The organism is Chryseobacterium sp. MMO-72 (genome assembly GCF_037146035.1).
In the GTDB taxonomy this organism is placed as follows: domain Bacteria; phylum Bacteroidota; class Bacteroidia; order Flavobacteriales; family Weeksellaceae; genus Chryseobacterium; species Chryseobacterium indicum.
The window spans coordinates 522,525-544,787 of the sequence record NZ_JBBCWG010000001.1; the positions used below are offsets into that span (position 1 = coordinate 522,525).

The following is a 22,263-nucleotide window of genomic DNA, read 5'->3' on the forward strand; positions in this document are numbered from 1 at the left end:
TATGAAAAAAATTACATCATGGCTTGTTCCTGCATTCTTCACAGCAGTAGCCTTATATTCCTGTTCGGGCAGCGATACCTATGAAGCAACTCCGGTTACACAGGAAGAATATCCCGGAATTCTGGCTGCTTTTGGTTCCAATATCAATCTCAGCAGTCTTGAAAATTACGCAAATCAGCCTAAACCGGCTTATATTACAAGAGATAATACCGCCGGAAATCCTATTACAGATAAAGGCGCAACATTGGGGAGAATGTTATTTTACGACAAAAATCTTTCGAAAAACAACACCATTTCATGTTCAAGCTGTCACAAACAGGAACTTGCTTTTGGAGACAATGCAGTTGCGAGTACAGGAGTGAACGGAACAACAGGCAGACATTCCATGAGACTGGTCAATGCAAGATTCGGAAATGAAATGAAATTTTTCTGGGACGAAAGAGCGGCTAATTTGGAAGCACAGACTACGTTCCCGATTCAGGATCATAACGAAATGGGCTTCAGCGGAACAAACGGTGACGGAACACTTCAGGATTTGATCGCAAAACTTCAGAACATTAAATACTATCAGGAAATGTTCAAATTTGTTTACGGAGATACTACCGTTAATCAAACAAGAATTCAGAATGCATTGGCGCAGTTTATCAGAAGTATTCAGTCTTTTGATTCTAAATATGATGCAGGAAGAGCCGCAAGTGCAAATGATCAGCAGCCGTTTGCAAATTTTACAGCACAGGAAAATCAGGGGAAAAATCTATTTCTGGCTCCTCCTGTTTTTGATGCAACAGGAAACCGTACCGGTGGCGGATTAGGTTGTGCAGCCTGCCATGCCGCTCCTGAATTTGATATTGATCCGAATTCCAAAAACAACGGAATTATCGGTAAGATCAGCGGAACCGGAATCGACATTACAAATACCAAAGCTCCAAGTTTAAGAAACATTACCAACAGCAGCGGAATAGAAAACGGACAGTTTATGCACAACGGAAATTTCACAACGCTTCAGCAGGTAATCGGTCATTATGGGAACATTAATATTGCACCGGGAAATACCAATCTCGATCCTCGTTTAGCGCCTAACGGAAACGGACAAAAGCTAAACCTTACATCAACCGAAGTAAATGCAGTAATCGCATTTCTGAAAACACTTTCCGGAACCGATGTGTATACCAATAAAAAATGGAGTAATCCTTTTAAATAATTACAATTTCTTAAAGCTGTTCTTTGTAGAGCAGCTTTTTTTATTCATCAATCGCCATAACGAGAATACTCACTTTATTATCTCCCGATTTCAGAATCTCCCACGCAATTGAAGCCAGTGTATTTCCCGTTGTAAAAACATCATCAATTAATAAAATATGTTTGCCTGAAATACCTTTAGTCATCGAAAACACATTTTCAGTTTTCAGCCGGTTTGCTTTATCCTTTAAAGCCTGAGCTTTGGAATAATGATTTCTTTTCATCACTTCATGATCAAACGGAATAGCATAAAATCCTGAAAGCGTTTCTGCAAACAAATGCAATTGGTTATATCCTCTTTCTCTTAATTTTTTCGGATGAAGCGGAACCGTCACCAAAAGATCAGGCTTCTGATCATTAAAATCAAGTCTTTCGGTCGTCCATTCAGCTAAAGTTTTTCCGATTTTCTCCCGACTCCGATACTTCAGTTCGTGAATTAATTTCCGGCTCACATTCTCTTTTTCAAACTGCATTAATGCAAAAGCATTTTCGATGGGAAAGAGCAGTCTGCATTTTTCTTTAACAAAATTATCTTCAGAATAATTGTTGTGGGTAAAGTGGATCTGATCAAAACAAAGATTACAGACCGGAAAATCGGTATCAATAATCCGACTGCACCGAATACAGCGATTCGGAAATAAAATATCGAGCATCATTTGCGCATGAATAACTTAAGATGATTATTAATTTTTTATAGCAGGAATAGACAGACTTCTTATTTGATTGAAGTAAATATCTTCAAATAATTAATTTGTTTTTTTATATCCCTAACTGGAGTAAAAATAATCATTTCATCCGAAAATGAAGTGAATAATTAAAAAATAGAAAAAAATATGATTGTCCGTAATTTGTCATAATTAGAAAACCTTTGAGTTCTTCGCTTTATGCTGAGCTTGTCGAAGCACCTTTGCGAACTTAAAAACAGTTGGTATATAAAAGAATCTTAGCGATTCTTTGCGTGAAAATTAAGCATTATGATCAATAACGGATAATCATAAAAAAATTACAAAATATCTTTCCGGATTTTTTCAATTGCGTTTTTCATACCGGAATTAAAATACTCCTTCTCCAGACGGATTGGCGGCGATTGTCTCACTTCACAGTCTGCAATGCTGCACGATTCGCAGGTTACTCCCACATTGATGGTTTTTAAAGTCGGAGATTTAATAAAATTGATTTTTTTGATGGTCTGTGAGTTCAATAAAATTCCCAAACAGTAACTTCTATTGCTTCCATCGGAAAAAGGATTTTTCTGTGAAGTGGAAATCACCAGATAACTGATTCCCTGATCTTTGTAATGTGAAATCTGGGCGTCCGTTAAAGTTTCGTTTTCTTTTAAATGATGAAGGTTTTTCACGGCTATCCATCTTCTGCAATAATGCTCGTTCGTTGCATTCGCATGAGGAGCCTGTTGATGGTTGAGGTGTAACTCTTTTAAAATCTGTATTTTATCTGAATTTTTCTTTTTAACAAGGCATAAGTAAAACAAATCTTTTATTCCCAGTTCAGAAGAAAGAATGTTGGTCAGTCGATAATAAAATGTTTCTGGAGAATTGGTGAAGTTTTCAATTAAATTTTCAAAATTCTGAGGATTCCATTCGTTTTGCAGGAAAAAATCTGAAGTTTTTTCAATCGTTTTCTGTTTTGAAATCAATAAAGCTCCCGCAAAATACGAAGCATAAAAATTATTTAAAATTTCTTCAAAACTTCCGAAATCCAGCCACGAATACGTATTCGGACGGTTTTTTAATTCCAGAACACAGAATCCTATTTCTTTGGCAAGAATAAAGGTTTTCTGATCTTTTTCTAATTTCCGGTTTAAAAGCAACAGCTTTTTTTCAGGGACAAACAATGAGCGTAAATTATCCAAAGTCCCGTACTTCTCAAAATCTTCCGACTGAATCTGATAATTAAATTTTTCATTCAGAATAGTCTCCAGAACATCAGACTGTAAATTTTTGTCGATCTGCAGTCCGTTTTCTTCAGCAAAGAGCTGAACTTTTTCTTCAATTTCAGGAAAATAATTATCATAAAGTTCCTGAAATGAACGTAAAACGGCAAAGTAAAATCTTTCCTTTCCTAGATTATAGTTTTGTGAAATTTCAATCAGAGCATTGATAAAAGCGGTTACTTTTTTAGGCGCATCACTTATAATGCTGATCAGGTTATTTTTATTGATCCCGAAAAGATCCAGAGGAATTTCTTTAAAAAAATCAGACTGAAGAATCTCATTAAAAGGCGTAAGACTTTTGTCCAGCTTCGTGGAAACCAGATCGTCAAAAGTACAGTTCAGTGCTTCCGAAAGCTGAATGATCTTATCGTGTTTCGGATATTTTTTTCCGTTTTCAATTTCATTAAGGTAAGATTTGGATAAACCTGTTTTTACCGCAAGATCCTGCAAAGACCAGTTTTTCTTCTGTCTCTGCTGTTTCAGTTTCAGCCCGAAAACCGTTTTAATAAAGTCGCTGTCCGAATTCATAATTCAAAGATAATATTTAGAAGCGATTATTCGCATAATAATTTTTAAAATAATTTAGCGAACGTTCGCTATTTGTGAAAATTTTTGTTTATGTTTGCAATGTTGAATTACAAATTTAAAACGATATGGAAACTAAAATTCAATTGAAAATCAGCGGTGAACAAAACTTTCAGGAAGTTTTCACTACAGATTTAATCGATTTTTTGGTTGAACTTCATCAGAATTTTAATCCGAAAAGAATAAAACTTTTAGAAGACAGAAAAATCAGACAAAAAGAATTTGATGAGGGAATTCTTCCGAAATTTTTAGATGAGACAGAGGGAATAAGAAACGGAAACTGGATCTGCGCTCCGCTTCCGGAAGATTTATTGGATAGGAGAGTGGAAATTACAGGACCTGTAGACCGGAAAATGATTATTAACGCGTTAAATTCCGGAGCTTCCACTTTTATGGCGGATTTTGAGGACAGCAATTCTCCGACATGGAAAAACTGCATAGAAGGTCAGCTGAATCTGTCTGATGCTGTAAATCGAAGAATTGATTTTACGGCTGCGCAGGGAAAATCTTATCAGCTAAATGAAAAAACGGCTGTTTTATTGGTTCGTCCGCGAGGTTTGCATTTAAATGAAAAACATATTGAGATTAATGAGGAACAGGCTTCGGCGTCATTAATCGATTTCGGAATTTATTTTTTCAGAAATGCTAAACAATTACTGGAAAACGGCAGCGGTCCGTATTTTTATCTCCCGAAATTAGAGCATTATCAGGAAGCAAGATGGTGGAACGAAGTGTTTGTTTTTGCACAGAATTACTTAGAAATTCCGCAGGGAACCATTAAAGCAACAGTTTTAATAGAAACAATTACGGCTTCTTTTCAGATTGATGAAATTTTATTTGAATTAAGAGATCACAGCTCCGGACTCAACTGTGGAAGATGGGATTATATTTTTTCTTTCATTAAAAAATTCAGAAACCTTCCCCGGTTTATTGTTCCCGACAGAGATCAGGTAACCATGGCTTCTCCTTTTATGAGTGCCTATTCAAAACGCGTCATTGAAATCTGTCACAAAAGAAATGTTCACGCGATTGGAGGAATGGCGGCACAGATTCCTGTTAAAAACGATTATGAAGCGAACAGCATTGCTTTCGGAAAAGTAAGAAGCGATAAAGAACGTGAAGTAAAAAACGGACACGACGGAACCTGGGTAGCGCATCCTGCTTTAGTTTCTGTGGCAAAAGATGTTTTCGATAAATATATGCCTTCGAAAAATCAGATCGATAAAAAATTTGAATACCATATCACCGAAAAAGATCTGCTTGAAGTTCCGAAAGGTGAAATCACCGAAAAAGGGGTACGAAAGAACATCAACGTCGGAATTCTTTACATAGAATCTTGGTTAATGGGAACGGGAGCAGCAGCCATTTATAATTTAATGGAAGATGCGGCAACCGCAGAAATCTCCAGAACCCAGATCTGGCAATGGCTGAAAAATGATGCGGTTTTAAATGACGACCGCACTTTAACCAGAGAAATGATTCTTCAATGGGAATTTGAAGAACTGGAAAGAATTGAAAAGTATGTGGGTGAAGAACGTTTCCGTAAAGGGAAATTCAATCTTGCTAAAGAACTTTTTAATGAATTGATTTTCAGTGAGAAATTTGATGAATTTTTAACTCTGAAAGCGTATCCTTTTATTTAAGTGGAAGAGTAATAAGAGTGGGAGAGTTTTAGGGTTTGAGCTTTTAATGTGAATGTAATTATCAATTATCAGCTATCAATCATCAACTATCTATCAACCGTCAACAAACAACAATTAACTAAACAAAAAAATAGTATGAAAACAAAACAAGAACAAATTCAGGAGATCGAAAAAGACTGGCTGGAAAATCCACGCTGGAAGGGAGTTAAACGTCCTTACACAGCGGAAGATGTTTTAAAACTTCGCGGTTCTTACAAACTGGATTATACCATTGCAACGGAAATGTCTAAAAAATTCTGGAGTTTACTCAACACTCAGGATTTCGTTGCAGGACTTGGCGCGTTAACCGGAAATCAGGCGGTTCAAGAAGTGGACGCAGGTTTGCAGGCAATTTATCTTTCCGGATGGCAGGTTGCAGCAGATGCCAATTTATCGGGAGAAATGTATCCGGATCAGTCATTATATCCTGCCAATTCAGTTCCTTCCGTAGTAAAGAAAATTAACAATGCTTTATTGAGAGCAGATCAGATCCAGTCTGTGAACGGAGGCGGCGAAAAGGAATATCTGGTTCCGATTATTGCCGATGCAGAAGCAGGTTTTGGAGGAAATTTAAACGCGTATGAACTGATGAAACAGATGATTGAAGCAGGAGCTGCGGCAGTGCATTTTGAAGACCAGCTTTCTTCTGCTAAAAAATGTGGTCATTTAGGCGGAAAAGTTCTAGTTCCTACGCAGGAAGCCATCAATAAATTAATTTCTGCACGTCTGGCGGCGGATGTTTTGGGAGTTCCAAGTTTAATTATTGCAAGAACAGATGCAGATGCAGCAGATTTGCTGACTTCTGATATTGACGACAGAGATAAAAAATTTGTAACAGACGAAAGAACTTCCGAAGGTTTTTATGTCGTAAAAAACGGAGTAGAGCAGGGAATCGACAGAGGTTTATCTTATGCGCCATACGCTGATCTTATCTGGATGGAAACCTCTAATCCGGATCTGGAACAGGCAAGAAAATTTGCAGAAGGCATTCATGCTAAATTTCCGGATAAAATGTTGGCGTACAACTGTTCTCCATCTTTTAACTGGGCAGCAAGGCTTTCTGTTGAAGAAATGCAGAATTTCCGTGAAGAGCTGGCAAAATTAGGGTACAAATTCCAGTTTATTACTTTGGCGGGTTTCCATGCGTTAAATACCGCGATGTTCGAGCTGGCTTTAGCTTATAAAGAAAAAGGAATGGCAGGATATTCTGAATTGCAGGAGCGTGAGTTTGCGTTGCAGCAAAAAGGTTTCAGAGCAGTAAAACATCAGTCGTTTGTAGGAACTGGCTATTTTGATGAGGTACAGAATATTGTTACCAACGGCTCTTCCGCAACAGTTGCCATGAAAGATTCTACCGAGACCGCACAATTTCACTAAAAAGTTTCGTTTTAATTAAATTTAATTGTTAGAACCTTCTCGATTTTGGGAAGGTTTTAATTTTTATGTGCTAATTTTGAATTTATATTTGAAGGAGATGAGTTTGATTTTTGAAAAACAGATACAGGTTACAGAGCAGCATATTGATGGAAATAATCATGTAAATAACGTTCAGTATGTGCATTGGGTGGAAGAAATTGCAGCAGCGCACTGGGATTTTGTAAAACATAAAACAGAATATCCGAAAGATATCTGGATGCTTCTGGATCATCATATTCAATACAAAAAGCAGGTCTATCTTAACGACATCATTACCGTAAAAACCTATCCGAAAGCTCCTGAAGGAATTCGTCAGCCTCGAAAAGTGGAGTTTTACTGTAACGGGCAACTTGTTGTGGATTCTGCCACATTGTGGGTTTTGGTAGATGCCGAAACGCAGAAAATCAAAAGACTGGAAAGTGACTGGCTGGATAATCTGTAATTTAGGTTAGATGTGATATTAAATTAAGAAAGGTCGTTTTAATATAACGACCTTTGTACTGCAATGAAGAAAGTTTTATTTAAACAATTTTTTTTATGCGCCTTCATTCGGTCTATCTACATCTGACTCATTATCTTTTTCTGAAGCATAAGTTGAAGAACGAGTTGCAGTCTTAGCTCCGCTGGCATAAATCTGTTTTATATCCTTATTAAATGGTTCCCAATTCCATTTTACAGGATTTTTGATTTTTTCACTTTGTGGAAGCTCTAAAAATTTTGAGGCGAATACTTTCATAATAACAAATTTTTTGGTTCTGATTATAAAGATATTAAATATTTTTTAATTGCATCAGTTATACGAAGTCCTGTTAAATCTTCAATCCATAAATATTGCCCACTAGGATTTATTTCGAGCAGATGCCAATTGTTATTTTTATCAACAATAAAATCTAGCGCTCCAAATTTTAAATTAAGATGTTTCATAAATTGATTTACTTTATCTCTAATTATTTCCGGTGGATTGATTATTGAATGAGGAGTATTGGCAATATCATATCTTCTCCAATCAATATTAGAAATTTCAGATTTTTGAGAATCAATTTTACATACAAAGTGTTCTTCATTTACAACTGTATAACGCACTTCATATAATTTATCAATATATTTTTGCAAGAAAATAGGGTTCTCTTCGAAATCAGAAAATTTACTTAAATCTTCTTCTGAGATAATATTAACATAAAATCCCATAAATTTATTTTTGTCAATTTTATAAAAATCTTGGTTCATAAGCTTTAGAACAATTTTTTTATGTTTTTTAGCAAATGATATTAAAGATTCTTTTTTATTGGATAATATAAAATCAGGAATAGTAAATCCTAGATTCTTAGCCAAGTCCAATTGTAAGTATTTATTTTCTGCTTTATGATTGTCTCTATAATAGTTTAACCATTTTTTATCCTTTAGATGATAGTATATACCTAATAAGGTTTTATTCCATTCATTTTTCCAAATATTAAACTCGTGAGTTCCATTTTGTTCATCTAGCATTAGTTGTACGAATGTTCGTCTATTCCAAACACAATGAACATCTTTTAAATTAATATGTTCATTGTTAGTAAATATTATCCATTCATTTCCATCATAGTTTACAAATGTTTTTTCTAATGAAAAAGTATCTAAGTTGAATCTAAAATATTTAGAATTCTCGCTATTAAGTTTTTTAATCAATACATCTGCATGTATATCATTTTTATCAGTTAAAATTAAAATCATTTCTTGGATATTAGTTTAAAGCTAATATATAAATGTTTTTTCACTTTTAATTATGGTTAACCATAAAAATTATGAATTAAAATTTGTTATATCTTTGCATTATGATACGTATTACAAAAATTTTTACATTCGAAACCGCTCACGTTTTATACAATTATGACGGGAAATGTAAAAATATGCACGGACATTCCTACAAGCTGTTTGTAACGGTGAAAGGAAAGCCTGTTAATGATTTGGAAAACCCTAAGAATGGGATGGTGGTGGATTTTGGTGATATTAAAAGTATCGTTAAGTCTGAAATTGTAGATGTTTGGGATCATGCCGTTCTCATCAACGGACTTTCGCCACACAGAGAACTTGGGGAAGATCTTGAGGAAAAAGGGCATAAAGTGATCTACTGTACATTTCAGCCGACCTGCGAAAATATGCTGTATGCTATTGCCGCAAAAATAAAATCGAAACTTCCTGAAGGAATTTCTTTGGCTTATCTTAAACTTCATGAAACCGAAAACTCTTACGGAGAATGGTTTGCGGAAGATAATCAGTAATTTTTTTATTCAGAAAAACTCAGAACGGTGTTAAAAACAACCATTAATTTAGAGCCCGGAAAAAAAGTATATTTTGCTTCAGACCAGCATTTTGGTGCGCCGGATCCAAAGCAAAGTAAACTGCGCGAAGAGCGGTTTATCCGTTGGATGGACGAAATAAAGCATGATGCACAGGTTCTTTTTTTAATGGGAGATCTGTTTGATTTCTGGCACGAGTGGAAGCACGTAATTCCGAAAGGTTACGTTCGTGTTCTGGGTAAAATTGCCGAACTGAAAGACCGTGGAATCCATATTTATTTTTTTGTGGGAAACCATGATCTCTGGATGAAAGATTATCTTGAAGAAGAAATCGGATGTACTGTTTTTTATAAAAAGCAATATTTTGAAATGGGCGGAAAGCAGTTTCTGCTGGCTCATGGCGACGGTTTGGGACCGGGAGATAAAGGATATAAAAGAATGAAAAAAGTCTTTACCAATCCTGTTGCACAATGGTTTTTTAAATGGCTGCATCCCGATATTGCGATGAAAATTGCACTGTATATGTCTCAGAAAAATAAAATGATTTCTGGAGATGAAGATAAAGAATTTCTGGGAGAGGATAAAGAATTTCTGATTATCTATTCTAAAGAAAAGCTTAAAACTCAGCCAATCGATTATTTTATTTACGGACACCGTCATCTTCCGATGATTCTGGATCTTGAAGGAAAAGCAAAATACATCAATCTGGGAGACTGGATCTCCTATTTTACGTATGGTGTTTTTGAGCATGATTTTGAATTGAAAATCTTTGGAGATAGCACAAAAAAAATTACCCCAAAAGCTGAGGTAATTTCCGAATGAACCGAAATTCATTCATGTTTTTAATCCATATTCCGCATTACCCATTGCAATAACCTGACCAATTTTTTGGTTTTCAGATTAAAAAATTATTAAAAAGCAATCTCGTTTATGATAAGTGATTGTAAATGAGTTTTAAAGCATAAAAATATTTTTAGAAGTGAAAAATATATTCGGCATAAAGACAGAGCAGGATTTTTTGGCTGCATCACTGGAAACCTTCCGTTTTCAATATGAAAATATTGAAGTTTACAGACGTTTTGTAGATTATCTTAACATCAAACCTGATCATGTTGATGAACTGACAAAAATTCCTTTTCTGCCCATTGAAATGTTTAAAAATCATCAGGTTTTGGATAAAAATGTAACTGCGGATCTTTTTTTTCAAAGTTCCGGAACCACACAGATGAATTTATCAAAACATTTCATTGCCAATCCTCAACTGTACGAAGAAAGCATCTATAAAAGCTTTGAACAGTTTATCGGAAAACCGGAAGACTTTATTTTCCTCGGACTTCTGCCAAGTTATCTGGAGAGACAAAACTCTTCGCTGATTTATATGGTAGATTATCTGATGAAAAAATCCGGAAAACCTGAAAATGGATATTTCCTGTACAATCATGATGATTTATTTACCCTTTTGAACGAACTACAAAACAAGAAAGTTATTCTGTTCGGTGTTTCTTTTGCATTGCTGGATTTTTTAGATTTCTGCAACGGCAACTCAAAAACGCTTCAATTCTCCGACTCATTAACGGTAATTGAAACCGGAGGAATGAAAGGCAGAAAAGAGGAAATGACCAAAGACGAGCTGTTGAAGATTTTGCAGGAAGGTTTTAAAACCAATAAAATTTATTCAGAATATTCCATGACGGAGCTTCTTTCACAGGCATATTCTTTAGGAAATAATGAATATGAATGTCCGAACTGGATGCGCATCATGATCAGAAATGCAGAAGATCCTTTTAATTATGAAAAAGAGGGAAGAACGGGAGCGATTAATATCATCGACTTGGCAAATGTACATTCCTGCGCATTCATCGCAACACAAGATTTAGGAAAAATTGTCGGAGATAAATTTCAGGTTTTAGGCAGAATCGATCATTCAGATATTCGTGGATGCAGTTTATTGGTAAGTTGATTGAGTTTGTAGTTGAAGTATTTTAGAAGTGCAGAATTTTCAGGCTCAAAATTTAAAATTCTGCTATCATTAGCTTAGTGAAAACGCCTTTGCGAACGAACTATGCAGAGCAAATAATAAATAAAATCTTTGCGACTTCCGCGTTAAAATTAAAGAGTTTCATCGAATCAGAAATTTTGTTTAAATTTAAAACTTCTGCTATCATTAGCTTAGTGAAAACGCCTTAGCGAACGAACTATGCAAAACAAATAATAACTAAAATCTTTGTGACTTCCGCGTTAAAAACAAAGAGTTTTATCAAAACAGGATTTTTGTTTAAATTTAAAACTTCCGCTATCATTTGCTTAGTGAAAACACCCTTGCGAACGAAATAGGGAAGATAATAGTAACTAAAATCTTTGCGACTTTCGCGTTAAAAACAAAAAAAACAAAAGTGTTAAAAATAGAAGAATTGGTTCACGCATTTATTCATTCTCAATGCAATTTTGAGAAAGAAATTGTTTTGACTAATCATTTTCAGGCAGACTGGGAAGCCGATATTCTGATTGTTGATTCAGAAGGATATAGTCATGAGATTGAAATCAAGCTTTCGAAGAGCGATTTCAAAAACGATTTTAAAAAATCCTATACCAATTCAAGTACAGGCGAAAAATTTTTAAAACACGATAAAATTTCCTGTGGAGATTATGTCTGCAATGCATTCAGTTTTCTGCTTCCGATGGGAATGGTAGATCATGAAATGATTCCGAAACATTGCGGGATTATCGAATTTTACCATAACGTAGATTCTTGGGAAACTGAATTCTATGTCATAAGAAAACCCAGAAAAGTACATGATGATTCTTACTGGAAACTGAATGATAAAGATCTTTTTATCAGGAAAATGGCTTTAAGTTTACTATATAAGAAAATGGAAATCAAAGGAAAACACGAAGAGCTTATTTTTAAAAATCCTTTTGATATCAAAAAGTTAAAATAATTTACTTCAAATATTAAGCATAAAAAAAATCCTGTCGGCTGACAGGATTTTGTGGTTAACTATCTAATTCTTCCGCGCCGTTTCGCTGCAGCAGGAATCTGTAAATTAATCCTCCTGTAATTCCTCCCAAAATCGGGGCAACCCAAAACAGCCAAAGCTGAGACATGGCATTTCCGCCTACGAAAACCGCCTGAGAAAGTGATCTTGCAGGATTCACGGAAGTATTCGTAATCGGGATAGAAATTAAATGGATTAACGTTAATCCTAAACCGATGGCAATACCTGCAAATTTTCCGTTGGCAAACTTATCTGTAGCACCCAGAATAATGATCAGGAAAAAAGCCGTCAGTAAAAATTCTGTTAAAAATGCAGCACTCATGGAATAGCTTTTTCCAAAATATACCGCTTCACCGTAGAAATTGGTGGCAAAAGCTCCCGGTCCCGAAAAGTCCGGAGTTCCGGATCCGCTCAGAATAACGTACAAAGCGCCTGCAGCTCCAATTGCTCCTAAACATTGTGCTACAACATACGGAACAAGATCTTTGGCAGAGAATCTTCCACCTGCAAGAAGTCCTACGGAAACAGCAGGATTGAAATGTCCTCCGGAAATATGCCCTACTGCATAAGCCATTGTAAGAACAGTAAGCCCGAAAGCCAAAGACACTCCCAGAAGAAGAATCCCTAATTGTCCATTAGATGCAGCAGCAATCTGTGAGGCGAAGATTGCACTTCCGCAACCTCCGAAAACAAGCCAGAACGTACCGAAAAATTCGGCAAAAAGTTTTTTTATCATATTGTTTATTTTAATAAATTATCTCAAATTTATAATTAATATGTTAAATAAGAAAGATTAATTTTAAAATTGTTATGGTATAAATTTATTTTTTATTGTTGATTTAGTAATTTAAAATTAAATTAACGGTTAATTATTTTCACATATATGTTTATCGGAGTTTATATTTATTTCATAAATGATTATTTTAGTTTATAAATTTTAAAACATCTTTCATGAAAAAGTTTCTGTGTGTGGTTTTTGCTTACGTTCTTCATGGTATTTGTTACGCGCAGGCGGCTCAAAAAACATTGCCTTGCTATGATCTTACAGAAGTTTTAAGAGTAGAACCTACGCTGCTGTACAAACCGCATCTTGATGCTTCTAAAAGTTTTGGGGTTAAAATTCTGAAGGATTCTAAAACAGTACAGAAATACATCAGCAACGGAAAATTTCATAAAATAAAAAAATCAGGAACTGGGTATCGCGTTGAAAAGCTGGATTACAGCAGAGCTTACATGGTTTCTAAAGGCAAACTTACACTGGAAAAAATGGGTGCCCGTTTCAGTAAGGAAACCAAAGGAAATGTTTTTACGGTTTCTTCTATCACCAGAACACTGGAAGACCAGTGCAGACTGAGGAGGGTGAATTCCAATGCCGCACTTGGAATCAGTTCCCATAATTACGGAAATTCGTTTGATATCTCTTATGTTCGCTTTAATGGTGTTCTGAAGCATAATCCGAAAATGGAAGCTGCTTTGGAAAAAGTTCTGAAATATTATTATGATCTTGGCAAAATCTACTATATCAAGGAAAAACAGCAAAGTTGTTACCATATTACGGTAAAGAATTATTAACTAATTTTCAATTATACGTGAGATACTTGCATAGATAATTTAGTTTCTATAATTTTATGCCATAGAAAAACCGTGAAAATATGAATACATTTAACAGAGAACAATGCGAATTAGCATTTGCAGAGTGGGATAACTGTCGTGGAAATTACAATGCCATTAAAAATCTGATTCCTACCAATTATGTTTTTGATTTTGATGCAGAACAGATCAACTGGATGAAGACCGAAAATAAATGTACTGAGTTTTGTGCTCAGATCGGTATTTACGAGAATAAGATGGTTGCTGTTCTTTGTCCGATGGATGAAGGAGGACATAAAAAAGAAGTACAGGATTATCCTTACAGCTTTTTAGCCGAACTGAAGGAAGATCTTAATCTGGTAGAAACGGAAGAATATACGCTTGTGAAAAATGCGGTCCTTTCCAAAGATCTTAAAACAGTCGATAACAGTTCGGATATGTTCTGGCCGATTGCCAATAAGCCGATGATGGAGCAGGATAAAGCAATCGAAGCAATTGAGTCGTGGAGAAATGATGCGATGATTTGGTTCTACAGAGAATGTACTGAATTTCAGGGAGCAAGAATTTTCAGACAGTTTTATGTACCTGCAGAAAATCTTAATCCGCCGAAAGCCGGGCTTTCTCATATGGTTTGCTCATTCGGACTGAAGTTTTCTCAGGTGTATCAGAGAGTTTTGCCTACGCTTATTTTCATTTCTTTTTATACTACAGGTCTGGAAGGCAGTGAAAACGGAGTAAGCGTTGAAAAAATCTCCAATACATACGATTGGTCAAACGCATGCCCGCCTATCTGCCAGTTTACGTAATTTATAACTAAAATATATTGTGGATATTTACCAGGTAATACTTTATCTTAATAACAGTTTACTTGTTATTTGTGCTTTAATCGGGATTTTAAAGTACAAAACTCTTAGAAACACAGAAAAATGGTATGTATATTATATCATTTTTCTTTTTTTGATAGAAGCGGCAGGAAGAGTTTCTATCAGTCTCTTTCATGTAAAGGGTCTTGATTTTCTGTTTCCTTACTATGTGGCAGGAGAATTTCTCATCTTAGGAATTCTTTTCGTGAAAAAATTAGTATTGCCGTGGTATTGTTATATTCCGGTAGGATTATTGGCGCTCTTCTTTTTGCTGGATACGGAAATGGTAACCAATGAGGTAAAGAAGGTGATTTCAAATATTATTGTGATCTGCTTTGCCGGTTATGCACTGCTTATGGAAATTAAAAATACTCAGGTGAATGACCGCTTCATGGCTGCAGACAGCCTTATTTTCCTGTACTATGGATTGTCAGTATTTTTATTTTTCCTTCTTCGCCAGCTTGCGGATTTTGGGGTAAAACAGGCGGGAATGATCTGGAGTATCAATAATATTCTCTGCAGCTTTTTATATATATCAATCATCTATACCTTTTTAAGATTAAAGAAATAACCTTAAATATCACTTTTTTTGTTGCACTGATTGCTGTTCTGGTAATCATTATGACTTTTATTCTGCTTGCATACCGGAGTTTTATCCAGAGAATTATTAAAGAACAAAACGCACAGCATGAAGCGGAAGTCCGGCATCAGAAAAATCTGGCACTGGAAAACATTAAGGCGCAGGAATCTGAGCGAAAAAGAATTGCGGTAATGATTCATGACGATATCGGAAACCGTCTGAATATTCTTTCCTTATGGCTGAATAATTTAGACACCAAAGGAGATGAGCTGATTAAAAAAAATATCACCACTCAAATGTCTTCTCTGATAGATTCTGCAAGAAGCATCTCTCATTCATTATATCCCGTAAATCTGGAATCCGTAGGTCTGGTTCTGTATATTGAAGAACTGATAGCCAATTTAGCAGGAAGAATAAACATTTCACTGAACGTAAGTCCGAAATTTCAGAAAAAAGAAATTTTTATAGAAGTTCAGTTGTACAGGATTATTCAGGAATTTACCACCAATGTTCTCAAACATTCGGAAGCATCAAGAATCTGGATCTATATTAAAGACAATAAAACAAGTCTTGCGGTTATCATTTCGGATAACGGACAAAGTTTTGAATATGACGAGGTGAAAAAAGGGATGGGTATCAAAAATATCGAATCCAGAATAAAATCTATGAACGCGGCGCACAAATGGAAAAATACCTTAGGTAAAGGCAGCCGGTTAATTATAAAAATTCCATACAATGAACTCCCAGATCAAAATAGCGTTAATTGATGATGAACAGCTGATTCTCGAAGGCGTAAAAATGTTATTGTCTTCGGAACCCAATATTTCAGTAGGATCTACTTCTACCAATGGCCCGGATTTTCTGGAAACTTTAGAGAAAACCTCCGAAGAAGATTTCCCCGATATTGCATTGGTTGATGTACAGATGCAGCCCATGAACGGGTTTGAGCTGGTTGAGATTTTAAAAGAAAAATATCCCCATCTTAAAATCATCATTCTTTCTTCCCATTACAAAACAACCATTCTGGGATATATGGTGAAACTGGGTGTTTCTGCTTTTCTTCCCAAAAATTCCAACAGGAATGCTTTTATCGAAGCCATTACAATGGTGTACAAAAACGGAATTTTCTTCACTCCGGAAGATCATCAGATGATTTTTTCTTACATGAACAGTCCTACCAAAAAAAGAACGCTTTTTGAAATGGATGACGAACTTTCCGACCGCGAAAAAGATGTGGTGAGGCTGATCTGTCAGGAATGCACCAACAATGAAATTGCAGAAAAACTATATATCAGTCCAAGAACTGTCGAAAGCCACAGGCAGAGAATTGTAGAGAAAATCGGCGCTAAAAATACAGTGGGAATTGTAATTTATGCCATTATCAACAATATTCATCCTCTGGAAAGAATCTGATTCCGTAGAAATACGGAATTTTTTATTTGGTACTTTCTACTCTATTATCCCGGTTTTTTTCATCGTTACTTTGGAGTGTTCATATAATAAGTGCTTCATTTTTAATAATGAAGACAAGATAAAACCACAAAGTGTAATGGAAAACAACATCATCTCTGTCGGAATTTTCTTCGATGGAACAGGAAATAACGGGATGAATGCTACTTCTCATGAAAAACCACTTAAAAATAACGAAAGCTATTACGGTAATATTACCAATATCTATAAATTATTTAAGCTGTTTAATGGCGATGAGAAAAAATATGTAGAAGGAATCGGAACTGTTACAGGAAATGAAGACAGTGATTTTGCGATGGCTACGTGTAAAAATCCTGCGGGATACCATGGATATTCTTCTGATGATAAATTGGAGGATGCTTTATTATTTATTAAAAATACAGTTCACGAAAAGGATAAAGAATATCATTTGTACGTCTATGGTTTTAGCAGAGGCGCCATGCTGGCTAGGAATTTTTGCAATGAAGTAATGCATCATACTTCCGAATTTTCAGGAAAAAAAGTTAAAATTAAATTTCTTGGGATTTTTGATACCGTAGAATCTGCCGCTTTCAGCGATTATGATGTGGCAGTTTTGCCCGAAACGGAAAAAGTTCTTCATATCTGTGCAGTGAACGAATGCCGTTACTTTTTTCCTTTAACAGGCATTTTCGAAGAATCAAAGGAAAGAACAGATAAAAAATGGGATAATGGAGGCTCTGTCTGGAAAGAAATTTTTGTTCCGGGTGCGCATGCAGATGTTGGAGGAGGATATTTAGAAGGCTCCCAATCGGTGTATGTTTCCCCGAATTTTATTAAAAATACGGAGTTGTATTATTATGTGGAAAATATCAGAGGAACGGCTTTAGATTCAGAAAAAAAGAAAATATGGAGTCATATTTTGCAGGATTATAAAATTGACAATGGCGAAGTTTTTTCTCAGGCATACGTTGCAAGAAATCTGGTGTACAGTGAGCTTTCAAAAGTGTATGGAAAACTGATGCTTATGGAAACAAATTCTCAGGAATCTGTATTTGATACGGATTTTGACGAGGACACATTTGCTGTTCATTCTGAAGAACATCCTTATCTGTCAGAACTTTCGGAGGCTTTGGGGAATTATGTTAAAAACCTTTCACCAGATCTTAAACCAGATTACAATTACGAAAAACTGGCAGATTATATCCATATTTCGGCTAATTTCGGCTTATATCATCCTGCTTTGATGATGGATTCCAAATCGGAAACCCATACGGAAATCATCAATAACGGACTGAATGTTCCGAGTAATTCGGATGATCAGTTCAATAAAAACCAATCCAGATTACAGTCGGAAATACATCATATTGAGGATTCTGTGGTTGATTATGCCTACGGAACCAATATTCCGAATAATGATAATTGGAGCCGTACGATATTGATCAAAGAAAATTTTTATAATAAATGTTAGTACATTTTCAGTTTTAAATTTAGGTGTTGAGCTGTCTTTAGTGGACAGCTCAATTTTTGTATCAGCTATATCATTAACGATTTCCGATTAACGTTAATTTCAGATCTCCCTTTTCTTTTATCAATAGAAATAAAAAGTAAGGAGCAAAAGCCATAATTCCTACAATGCTTGCTGTAATCGCAATAAAGACAGAGTTTAAACTGAATTTATTACGCCACATGATCCATAATCCTGAAAGCATAAGATAACAGGAAAAATCCAGATTAAATTGTCCGCTCCAGTCAATAGCCGCAATGTTATTAACGAAAACACTGAGCAAATCTGCGCCTTCCTTTTGAAAACAGAATATTGTGTACACAAACAGTGTTAAAGATTGAACAATTAAAAGAATTTTAAGAAAATTTGAATTTTTCATTGATGAATTTTTTGATAGAAATGGGTAAATATTTTAATTTTTAGCTTTTTTCCACAGAGGTCCTGCAGCAAGTAGTAAAACAATGATGTTTATAAATGCATTGCTTGAATTTCCGGATGCAACGGAACCTGCACTGTCTAGAAAAAACCATGCTAAAAGTCCGGCTAAAATAGACCTTCGGACTTCATCGGGAGCTTTTGGATAAACCCATTTTTGCAGAAACCATATACAAATTCCCCAACCGAATAGAAATCCTCCCGTTAAAGCACTTAAAAATCGTGTGGTAGGATCATGAAAAGTCTGCAATCCGTCCAAGGGAAGACTCAGAAGATCCAAAGACCATCTTGCAGGTTCGGAAGTAGGTAACATTGTTCCTAAGAAAAAAACAGGACCAAAAGAACCTATGACAATGGCGGTTATTTTTAAATAGAAATGATGAAATTTTTGCGTCATGGAACGAATAATTTTTTTTGCAAAATTATTCAGGAAACAATGTTAATGTTAGACGCTTCCGTACAATATAAAGGATTTATAAAAAGTATGTGCGAAGGATTTTTTATTCAAAGTTTTTTGCAATTCTTTTTAAATTTTCAAAATAAGAAGTAAGCCATTCTTTAGTTATATTTTCAGGATTAATCTGTAGGAAAAAGTTTTCCAGAGCCAATTCAAAAAGGCTTTCCAATTGTCGCTGAGAAAGTTTAAGCTGAAGATCTTCTGCCCAGATTTTTACGAACTCGTTTCCTACAATCTGGTTGGATTTTTCCAAAGTTTTCCGGAAATTTTGCTTCTGCTGATGAAAACGCAGTTGGCGGTTGAAAAGAAGGTCTATCTTGTGTTCAGCCAGAATTTCAATAAGTTCAGGATGTATATTTTGGGCATTTTTTTCTTTTTCTGCAATAATCTCAGATCTTTTTAAGTGAAAACGGAGTAATTCTTCCATAAATCCTTCTGTATCTGCAAAATGATGATAAAAGGAAGATTTACTTTTTCCGGTTTCTCTGGCAAGCTGCTCTATTTTTAATGCATTTTCACCAAGAATTGCAAAAGCTTCATAGCCTGTTTTTATCCAGAGAGATTGAGTATCTGTCATTATTGAAGTTTGTGTTTTGTTGTATTCAGCAGTTTATGTTCTGAAACGGGAGTATAATTTTCTTCAAATTTAAAAATTAAAATTAAGGTTCAGCTCTATTAAATTTTTAACAAGTTTACAATTGCTTTATTTTCCGTATTTTTGCACCCGAAAATTCATTATTCACTATTAATCATTATTTAACACATGCTTTCGGTTCAAGGTTTAGGATTACATCATTCAGGAACATATCTGTTTCAAAACGTGAATTTCACTATTAAAAAGGATGATAAAATTGGTTTGGTCGGTAAAAATGGAGCGGGGAAATCCACTTTATTGAAAATGCTTTCCGGAGAAATTAATTTCTACGAAGGAAACGTGGTTCCGGAAGGAAACATCACCATCGGTTTCTTAAAGCAGGATCTCGATTTCGTAAAAGGAAGAACAGTATGGGCAGAAACCATGCAGGCTTTCGAACAGATCAACGCATGGAAAAATGAGCTTGAAGAGGTGAATCATCAGATGGCGACAAGAACCGACTATGAAAGCGATTCTTACACGGATCTGATTAATAAAATGACCGAATTGAACGATCTTCTGATGAACCACGATGCTTACAATCTGGAAGGCGACATGGAAAAAGTATTGTTCGGTCTTGGTTTCAAAGCGGATGATTTCCAGAAAATAACCGATGAATTTTCCGGAGGCTGGAGAATGAGAATCGAGCTTGCAAAACTGTTGCTGCAAAAGAACGACATCATGCTTCTCGATGAGCCTACGAACCACCTGGATATGGAATCCATCATGTGGCTGGAAAACTTTTTGAAAGATTATCCGGGAGCCATTGTTCTGGTAAGTCACGATAAGCAGTTTATGACTGCGGTATGTAACCGTACTTTCGATATCAACAACAAAAAAGTTGACGATTATAAAGCCAATTATTCCAAATATCTTGTGATGCGCGAAGATCGCCGTGAAAAACTGATTCAGGCTAAAAAGAATCAGGATGCGGAGATCAAGCAGATGGAAGATAACATTAATAAGTTCCGTGCAAGTGCTACAAAAGCATCTTTTGCGCAGTCTTTGATTAAAAAATTAGACAAAATCGAGCGTATTGAAGTAGATAACGAGGACGTTTCCAAATTCAATATCCGTTTCGTGCAGTCGCAGGTTCCCGGGAAAATTATCTTCGAAGCTGAAAATCTAGGAAAAGCTTACGGCGAAAAACAGATTTTTGATGATGTGGATTTCATCGTTCAGCGAGGAGACAGAATTGCGCTTCTTGGACAAAACGGACAGGGAAAAACAACGTTGGCAAAAATTCTTGCGGGAGACATCAAAGATTATTCAGGAACGTGGAATCTTGGACATAACGTAAACATCGGTTATTTTGCTCAGAATCAGGAGGAAGTTTTAACCCCGAATAAAACCGTTCAGGAAGAAGCGGAAGACGCTGCAACCGAAGAAACAAGACCTAGAGTCCGTGATTTGTTAGGGTCTTTCCTTTTTCAGGGAGAGGCGGTGAACAAAAAAACGAAAGTACTTTCCGGAGGAGAAAGAAACCGTTTGGCGCTTTGTAAATTGTTGCTTCGTCCTTTCAACACGCTGATTATGGACGAACCTACAAACCACTTGGATATTCAGTCTAAGGAAATCATCAAGCTGGCTCTTCAGAAATTTGAAGGAACGTTAATTGTAATTTCGCACGACAGGGAATTCTTACAGGGGCTTTGCGATAAGATCTACGAATTCCGCGATGGTAAAATGAAAGAATTCTTAGGAGACATTAATGAATATCTTGAATTCAGACAGAAAGAATCCATCAGAGAAATTTCTGCAGAAAAAGCAAAACTGCACGGAGAAGATACTAAAGTTGAGGTAAAGGCAAAGAAAGAGGAAAAGCCTGCAACAGAAAGTCAACAATCAACCATTGTAAGCAAAGAGCAGAAAAATATTCAGAATAAACTGAAAAAGGTAGAAGAAAAAATTACTGAACTGGAAACAAAAGTTGAGGAATTTGAAGCTTCTTTCACCAAAGAAAATCCTTCTGAAGAAACACTGGAAAAATACAACAATACCAAAGAAGAACTGGATCTTGCTTTGCAGGAGTGGGAATATTTGGGGACTCAGTTGGATTAATTTCTAAGAAATACATAAAATAAACCTTATAGGTTTTTAAAACCTATAAGGTTTGATTACAGTTTGTAACAAAATTTCATATCAGCTTACTTATCAATTAATATATTTTAATAAAACTTTAATCTCAATTTTTAAATTATTTTTATAATTTTGACGAATGATTTTTAAAGAAAACAGAAATCTGAAGAATTTTATTTCCAAATTATTGTTTGGAATCTATTTTCTTGCGCTGTTTTCCCAGAATTTCCACAGTCACAGTTCCGAAGAGGTTTTTAAAAACTTCAGTTTTAAAAAATCTGAAAATACGGTTACTAAAAATATAGCGAAGGAAAAAGCCGCAGACTGTCTTGCCTGTCATTTCTTAGCTACCGGACATACTTTAGTTCCTGAAGAATTCAGTTTTACTTTTGCACATTATACGCATGAAGTAAAGCAGATCATTATTGTTCAGGAAAAAATATGGTCTCAGACTAAATTTACTTTTCAGCTTCGCGGTCCGCCCGCAATTTCATAATTCATAGATTTTTTCGGATTTTTTGCCAGATAATTTTAAATACATG

24 protein-coding genes are annotated in these 22,263 nt (G+C 35.4%); 16 read left to right on the forward strand and 8 right to left on the reverse strand.

The window, feature by feature from the left end; genetic code table 11:
- The first annotated feature begins 1 nt into the window (after position 1).
- Complete coding sequence (locus WFH39_RS02405; RefSeq protein WP_336688650.1) at positions 2-1,201, forward strand: cytochrome-c peroxidase; 1,200 nt, start codon at positions 2-4, stop codon at positions 1,199-1,201.
- 40 nt (positions 1,202-1,241) lie between these two features.
- On the opposite strand, the gene WFH39_RS02410 is transcribed toward WFH39_RS02405, so the two are convergent.
- Positions 1,242-1,895, reverse strand: coding sequence for a ComF family protein (locus WFH39_RS02410; protein WP_442891691.1), 654 nt, complete (start codon positions 1,893-1,895; stop codon positions 1,242-1,244).
- A 347-nt stretch (positions 1,896-2,242) separates the two neighbouring features.
- Positions 2,243-3,718, reverse strand: a complete 1,476-nt coding sequence (locus WFH39_RS02415; protein ID WP_336688652.1) for a helix-turn-helix domain-containing protein — start codon at positions 3,716-3,718, stop codon at positions 2,243-2,245.
- A 125-nt stretch (positions 3,719-3,843) separates the two neighbouring features.
- Here WFH39_RS02415 and aceB point away from each other — a divergent pair, with 125 nt between their 5' ends.
- The 3 genes from aceB to WFH39_RS02430 all read left to right on the forward strand — a co-directional run bounded on the left by aceB (position 3,844) and on the right by WFH39_RS02430 (position 7,315).
- Complete coding sequence (aceB, locus tag WFH39_RS02420; protein WP_336688653.1) at positions 3,844-5,418, forward strand: malate synthase A; 1,575 nt, start codon at positions 3,844-3,846, stop codon at positions 5,416-5,418.
- Positions 5,419-5,553: 135 nt separating this feature from the next.
- Positions 5,554-6,834, forward strand: coding sequence for an isocitrate lyase (aceA, locus tag WFH39_RS02425; RefSeq protein WP_336688654.1), 1,281 nt, complete (start codon positions 5,554-5,556; stop codon positions 6,832-6,834).
- Between the two features lie 97 nt (positions 6,835-6,931).
- Positions 6,932-7,315, forward strand: a complete 384-nt coding sequence (locus tag WFH39_RS02430) for an acyl-CoA thioesterase (RefSeq protein WP_336688655.1) — start codon at positions 6,932-6,934, stop codon at positions 7,313-7,315.
- 93 nt (positions 7,316-7,408) lie between these two features.
- Here WFH39_RS02430 and WFH39_RS02435 read toward each other — a convergent pair whose 3' ends face one another.
- The gene (locus WFH39_RS02435) at positions 7,409-7,609 is read right to left on the reverse strand and encodes a hypothetical protein (protein WP_336688656.1); all 201 of its coding nucleotides are present in this window, start codon (positions 7,607-7,609) and stop codon (positions 7,409-7,411) included.
- Between the two features lie 23 nt (positions 7,610-7,632).
- Entirely contained in the window at positions 7,633-8,586 is a 954-nt protein-coding gene (locus WFH39_RS02440; RefSeq protein ID WP_336688657.1) for an MvdC/MvdD family ATP grasp protein, read from the reverse strand.
- A 101-nt stretch (positions 8,587-8,687) separates the two neighbouring features.
- Between WFH39_RS02440 and WFH39_RS02445 the strand changes: the two genes are divergently transcribed.
- From WFH39_RS02445 to WFH39_RS02460, 4 genes are all read left to right on the forward strand, one after another.
- Positions 8,688-9,134: a 6-pyruvoyl trahydropterin synthase family protein gene (locus tag WFH39_RS02445; protein ID WP_087706037.1), complete on the forward strand. Its 447-nt coding sequence runs from the start codon at positions 8,688-8,690 to the stop codon at positions 9,132-9,134.
- 27 nt (positions 9,135-9,161) lie between these two features.
- The gene (locus WFH39_RS02450; protein ID WP_336688658.1) at positions 9,162-9,974 is read left to right on the forward strand and encodes a UDP-2,3-diacylglucosamine diphosphatase; all 813 of its coding nucleotides are present in this window, start codon (positions 9,162-9,164) and stop codon (positions 9,972-9,974) included.
- Between the two features lie 157 nt (positions 9,975-10,131).
- A complete protein-coding gene (locus WFH39_RS02455) occupies positions 10,132-11,112 on the forward strand; it encodes a LuxE/PaaK family acyltransferase (RefSeq protein ID WP_336688659.1) in 981 nt (326 codons plus the stop codon).
- Between the two features lie 433 nt (positions 11,113-11,545).
- Positions 11,546-12,091, forward strand: coding sequence for a hypothetical protein (locus WFH39_RS02460; RefSeq protein ID WP_336688660.1), 546 nt, complete (start codon positions 11,546-11,548; stop codon positions 12,089-12,091).
- Positions 12,092-12,146: 55 nt separating this feature from the next.
- On the opposite strand, the gene aqpZ is transcribed toward WFH39_RS02460, so the two are convergent.
- Positions 12,147-12,881, reverse strand: coding sequence for an aquaporin Z (gene aqpZ, locus WFH39_RS02465; protein WP_336688682.1), 735 nt, complete (start codon positions 12,879-12,881; stop codon positions 12,147-12,149).
- A gap of 218 nt (positions 12,882-13,099) precedes the next feature.
- Here aqpZ and WFH39_RS02470 point away from each other — a divergent pair, with 218 nt between their 5' ends.
- The 6 genes from WFH39_RS02470 to WFH39_RS02495 all read left to right on the forward strand — a co-directional run bounded on the left by WFH39_RS02470 (position 13,100) and on the right by WFH39_RS02495 (position 18,080).
- Positions 13,100-13,720, forward strand: coding sequence for a DUF5715 family protein (locus tag WFH39_RS02470; protein ID WP_336688661.1), 621 nt, complete (start codon positions 13,100-13,102; stop codon positions 13,718-13,720).
- Between the two features lie 80 nt (positions 13,721-13,800).
- Positions 13,801-14,544: a hypothetical protein gene (locus tag WFH39_RS02475; protein WP_336688662.1), complete on the forward strand. Its 744-nt coding sequence runs from the start codon at positions 13,801-13,803 to the stop codon at positions 14,542-14,544.
- Between the two features lie 19 nt (positions 14,545-14,563).
- Positions 14,564-15,172, forward strand: coding sequence for a hypothetical protein (locus WFH39_RS02480; RefSeq protein WP_336688663.1), 609 nt, complete (start codon positions 14,564-14,566; stop codon positions 15,170-15,172).
- Positions 15,173-15,222: 50 nt separating this feature from the next.
- Entirely contained in the window at positions 15,223-15,948 is a 726-nt protein-coding gene (locus tag WFH39_RS02485; protein ID WP_336688664.1) for a sensor histidine kinase, read from the forward strand.
- Positions 15,917-16,594: a response regulator transcription factor gene (locus WFH39_RS02490; RefSeq protein ID WP_214590737.1), complete on the forward strand. Its 678-nt coding sequence runs from the start codon at positions 15,917-15,919 to the stop codon at positions 16,592-16,594. Before WFH39_RS02485 ends, WFH39_RS02490 begins: the two co-directional genes overlap by 32 nt.
- A 136-nt stretch (positions 16,595-16,730) precedes the next feature.
- On the forward strand, positions 16,731-18,080 hold the full coding sequence (locus tag WFH39_RS02495) for a T6SS phospholipase effector Tle1-like catalytic domain-containing protein (RefSeq protein ID WP_336688665.1): 1,350 nt from the start codon (positions 16,731-16,733) through the stop codon (positions 18,078-18,080).
- A 73-nt stretch (positions 18,081-18,153) separates the two neighbouring features.
- On the opposite strand, the gene WFH39_RS02500 is transcribed toward WFH39_RS02495, so the two are convergent.
- The 3 genes from WFH39_RS02500 to WFH39_RS02510 form a co-directional block, all read right to left on the reverse strand.
- The gene (locus tag WFH39_RS02500; protein WP_336688666.1) at positions 18,154-18,495 is read right to left on the reverse strand and encodes a hypothetical protein; all 342 of its coding nucleotides are present in this window, start codon (positions 18,493-18,495) and stop codon (positions 18,154-18,156) included.
- A gap of 33 nt (positions 18,496-18,528) precedes the next feature.
- The gene (locus WFH39_RS02505; protein ID WP_336688667.1) at positions 18,529-18,948 is read right to left on the reverse strand and encodes a hypothetical protein; all 420 of its coding nucleotides are present in this window, start codon (positions 18,946-18,948) and stop codon (positions 18,529-18,531) included.
- A 103-nt stretch (positions 18,949-19,051) separates the two neighbouring features.
- Positions 19,052-19,585 (reverse strand): TetR/AcrR family transcriptional regulator, encoded by a 534-nt coding sequence (locus WFH39_RS02510; protein WP_336688668.1) that lies wholly within the window; start codon positions 19,583-19,585, stop codon positions 19,052-19,054.
- 186 nt (positions 19,586-19,771) lie between these two features.
- On the opposite strand from WFH39_RS02510, the gene WFH39_RS02515 reads away from it, so the two are divergent.
- A complete protein-coding gene (locus WFH39_RS02515; protein ID WP_336688669.1) occupies positions 19,772-21,703 on the forward strand; it encodes an ABC-F family ATP-binding cassette domain-containing protein in 1,932 nt (643 codons plus the stop codon).
- Positions 21,704-21,860: 157 nt separating this feature from the next.
- On the forward strand, positions 21,861-22,217 hold the full coding sequence (locus tag WFH39_RS02520) for a hypothetical protein (protein ID WP_336688670.1): 357 nt from the start codon (positions 21,861-21,863) through the stop codon (positions 22,215-22,217).
- Positions 22,218-22,263: the final 46 nt, after the last annotated feature.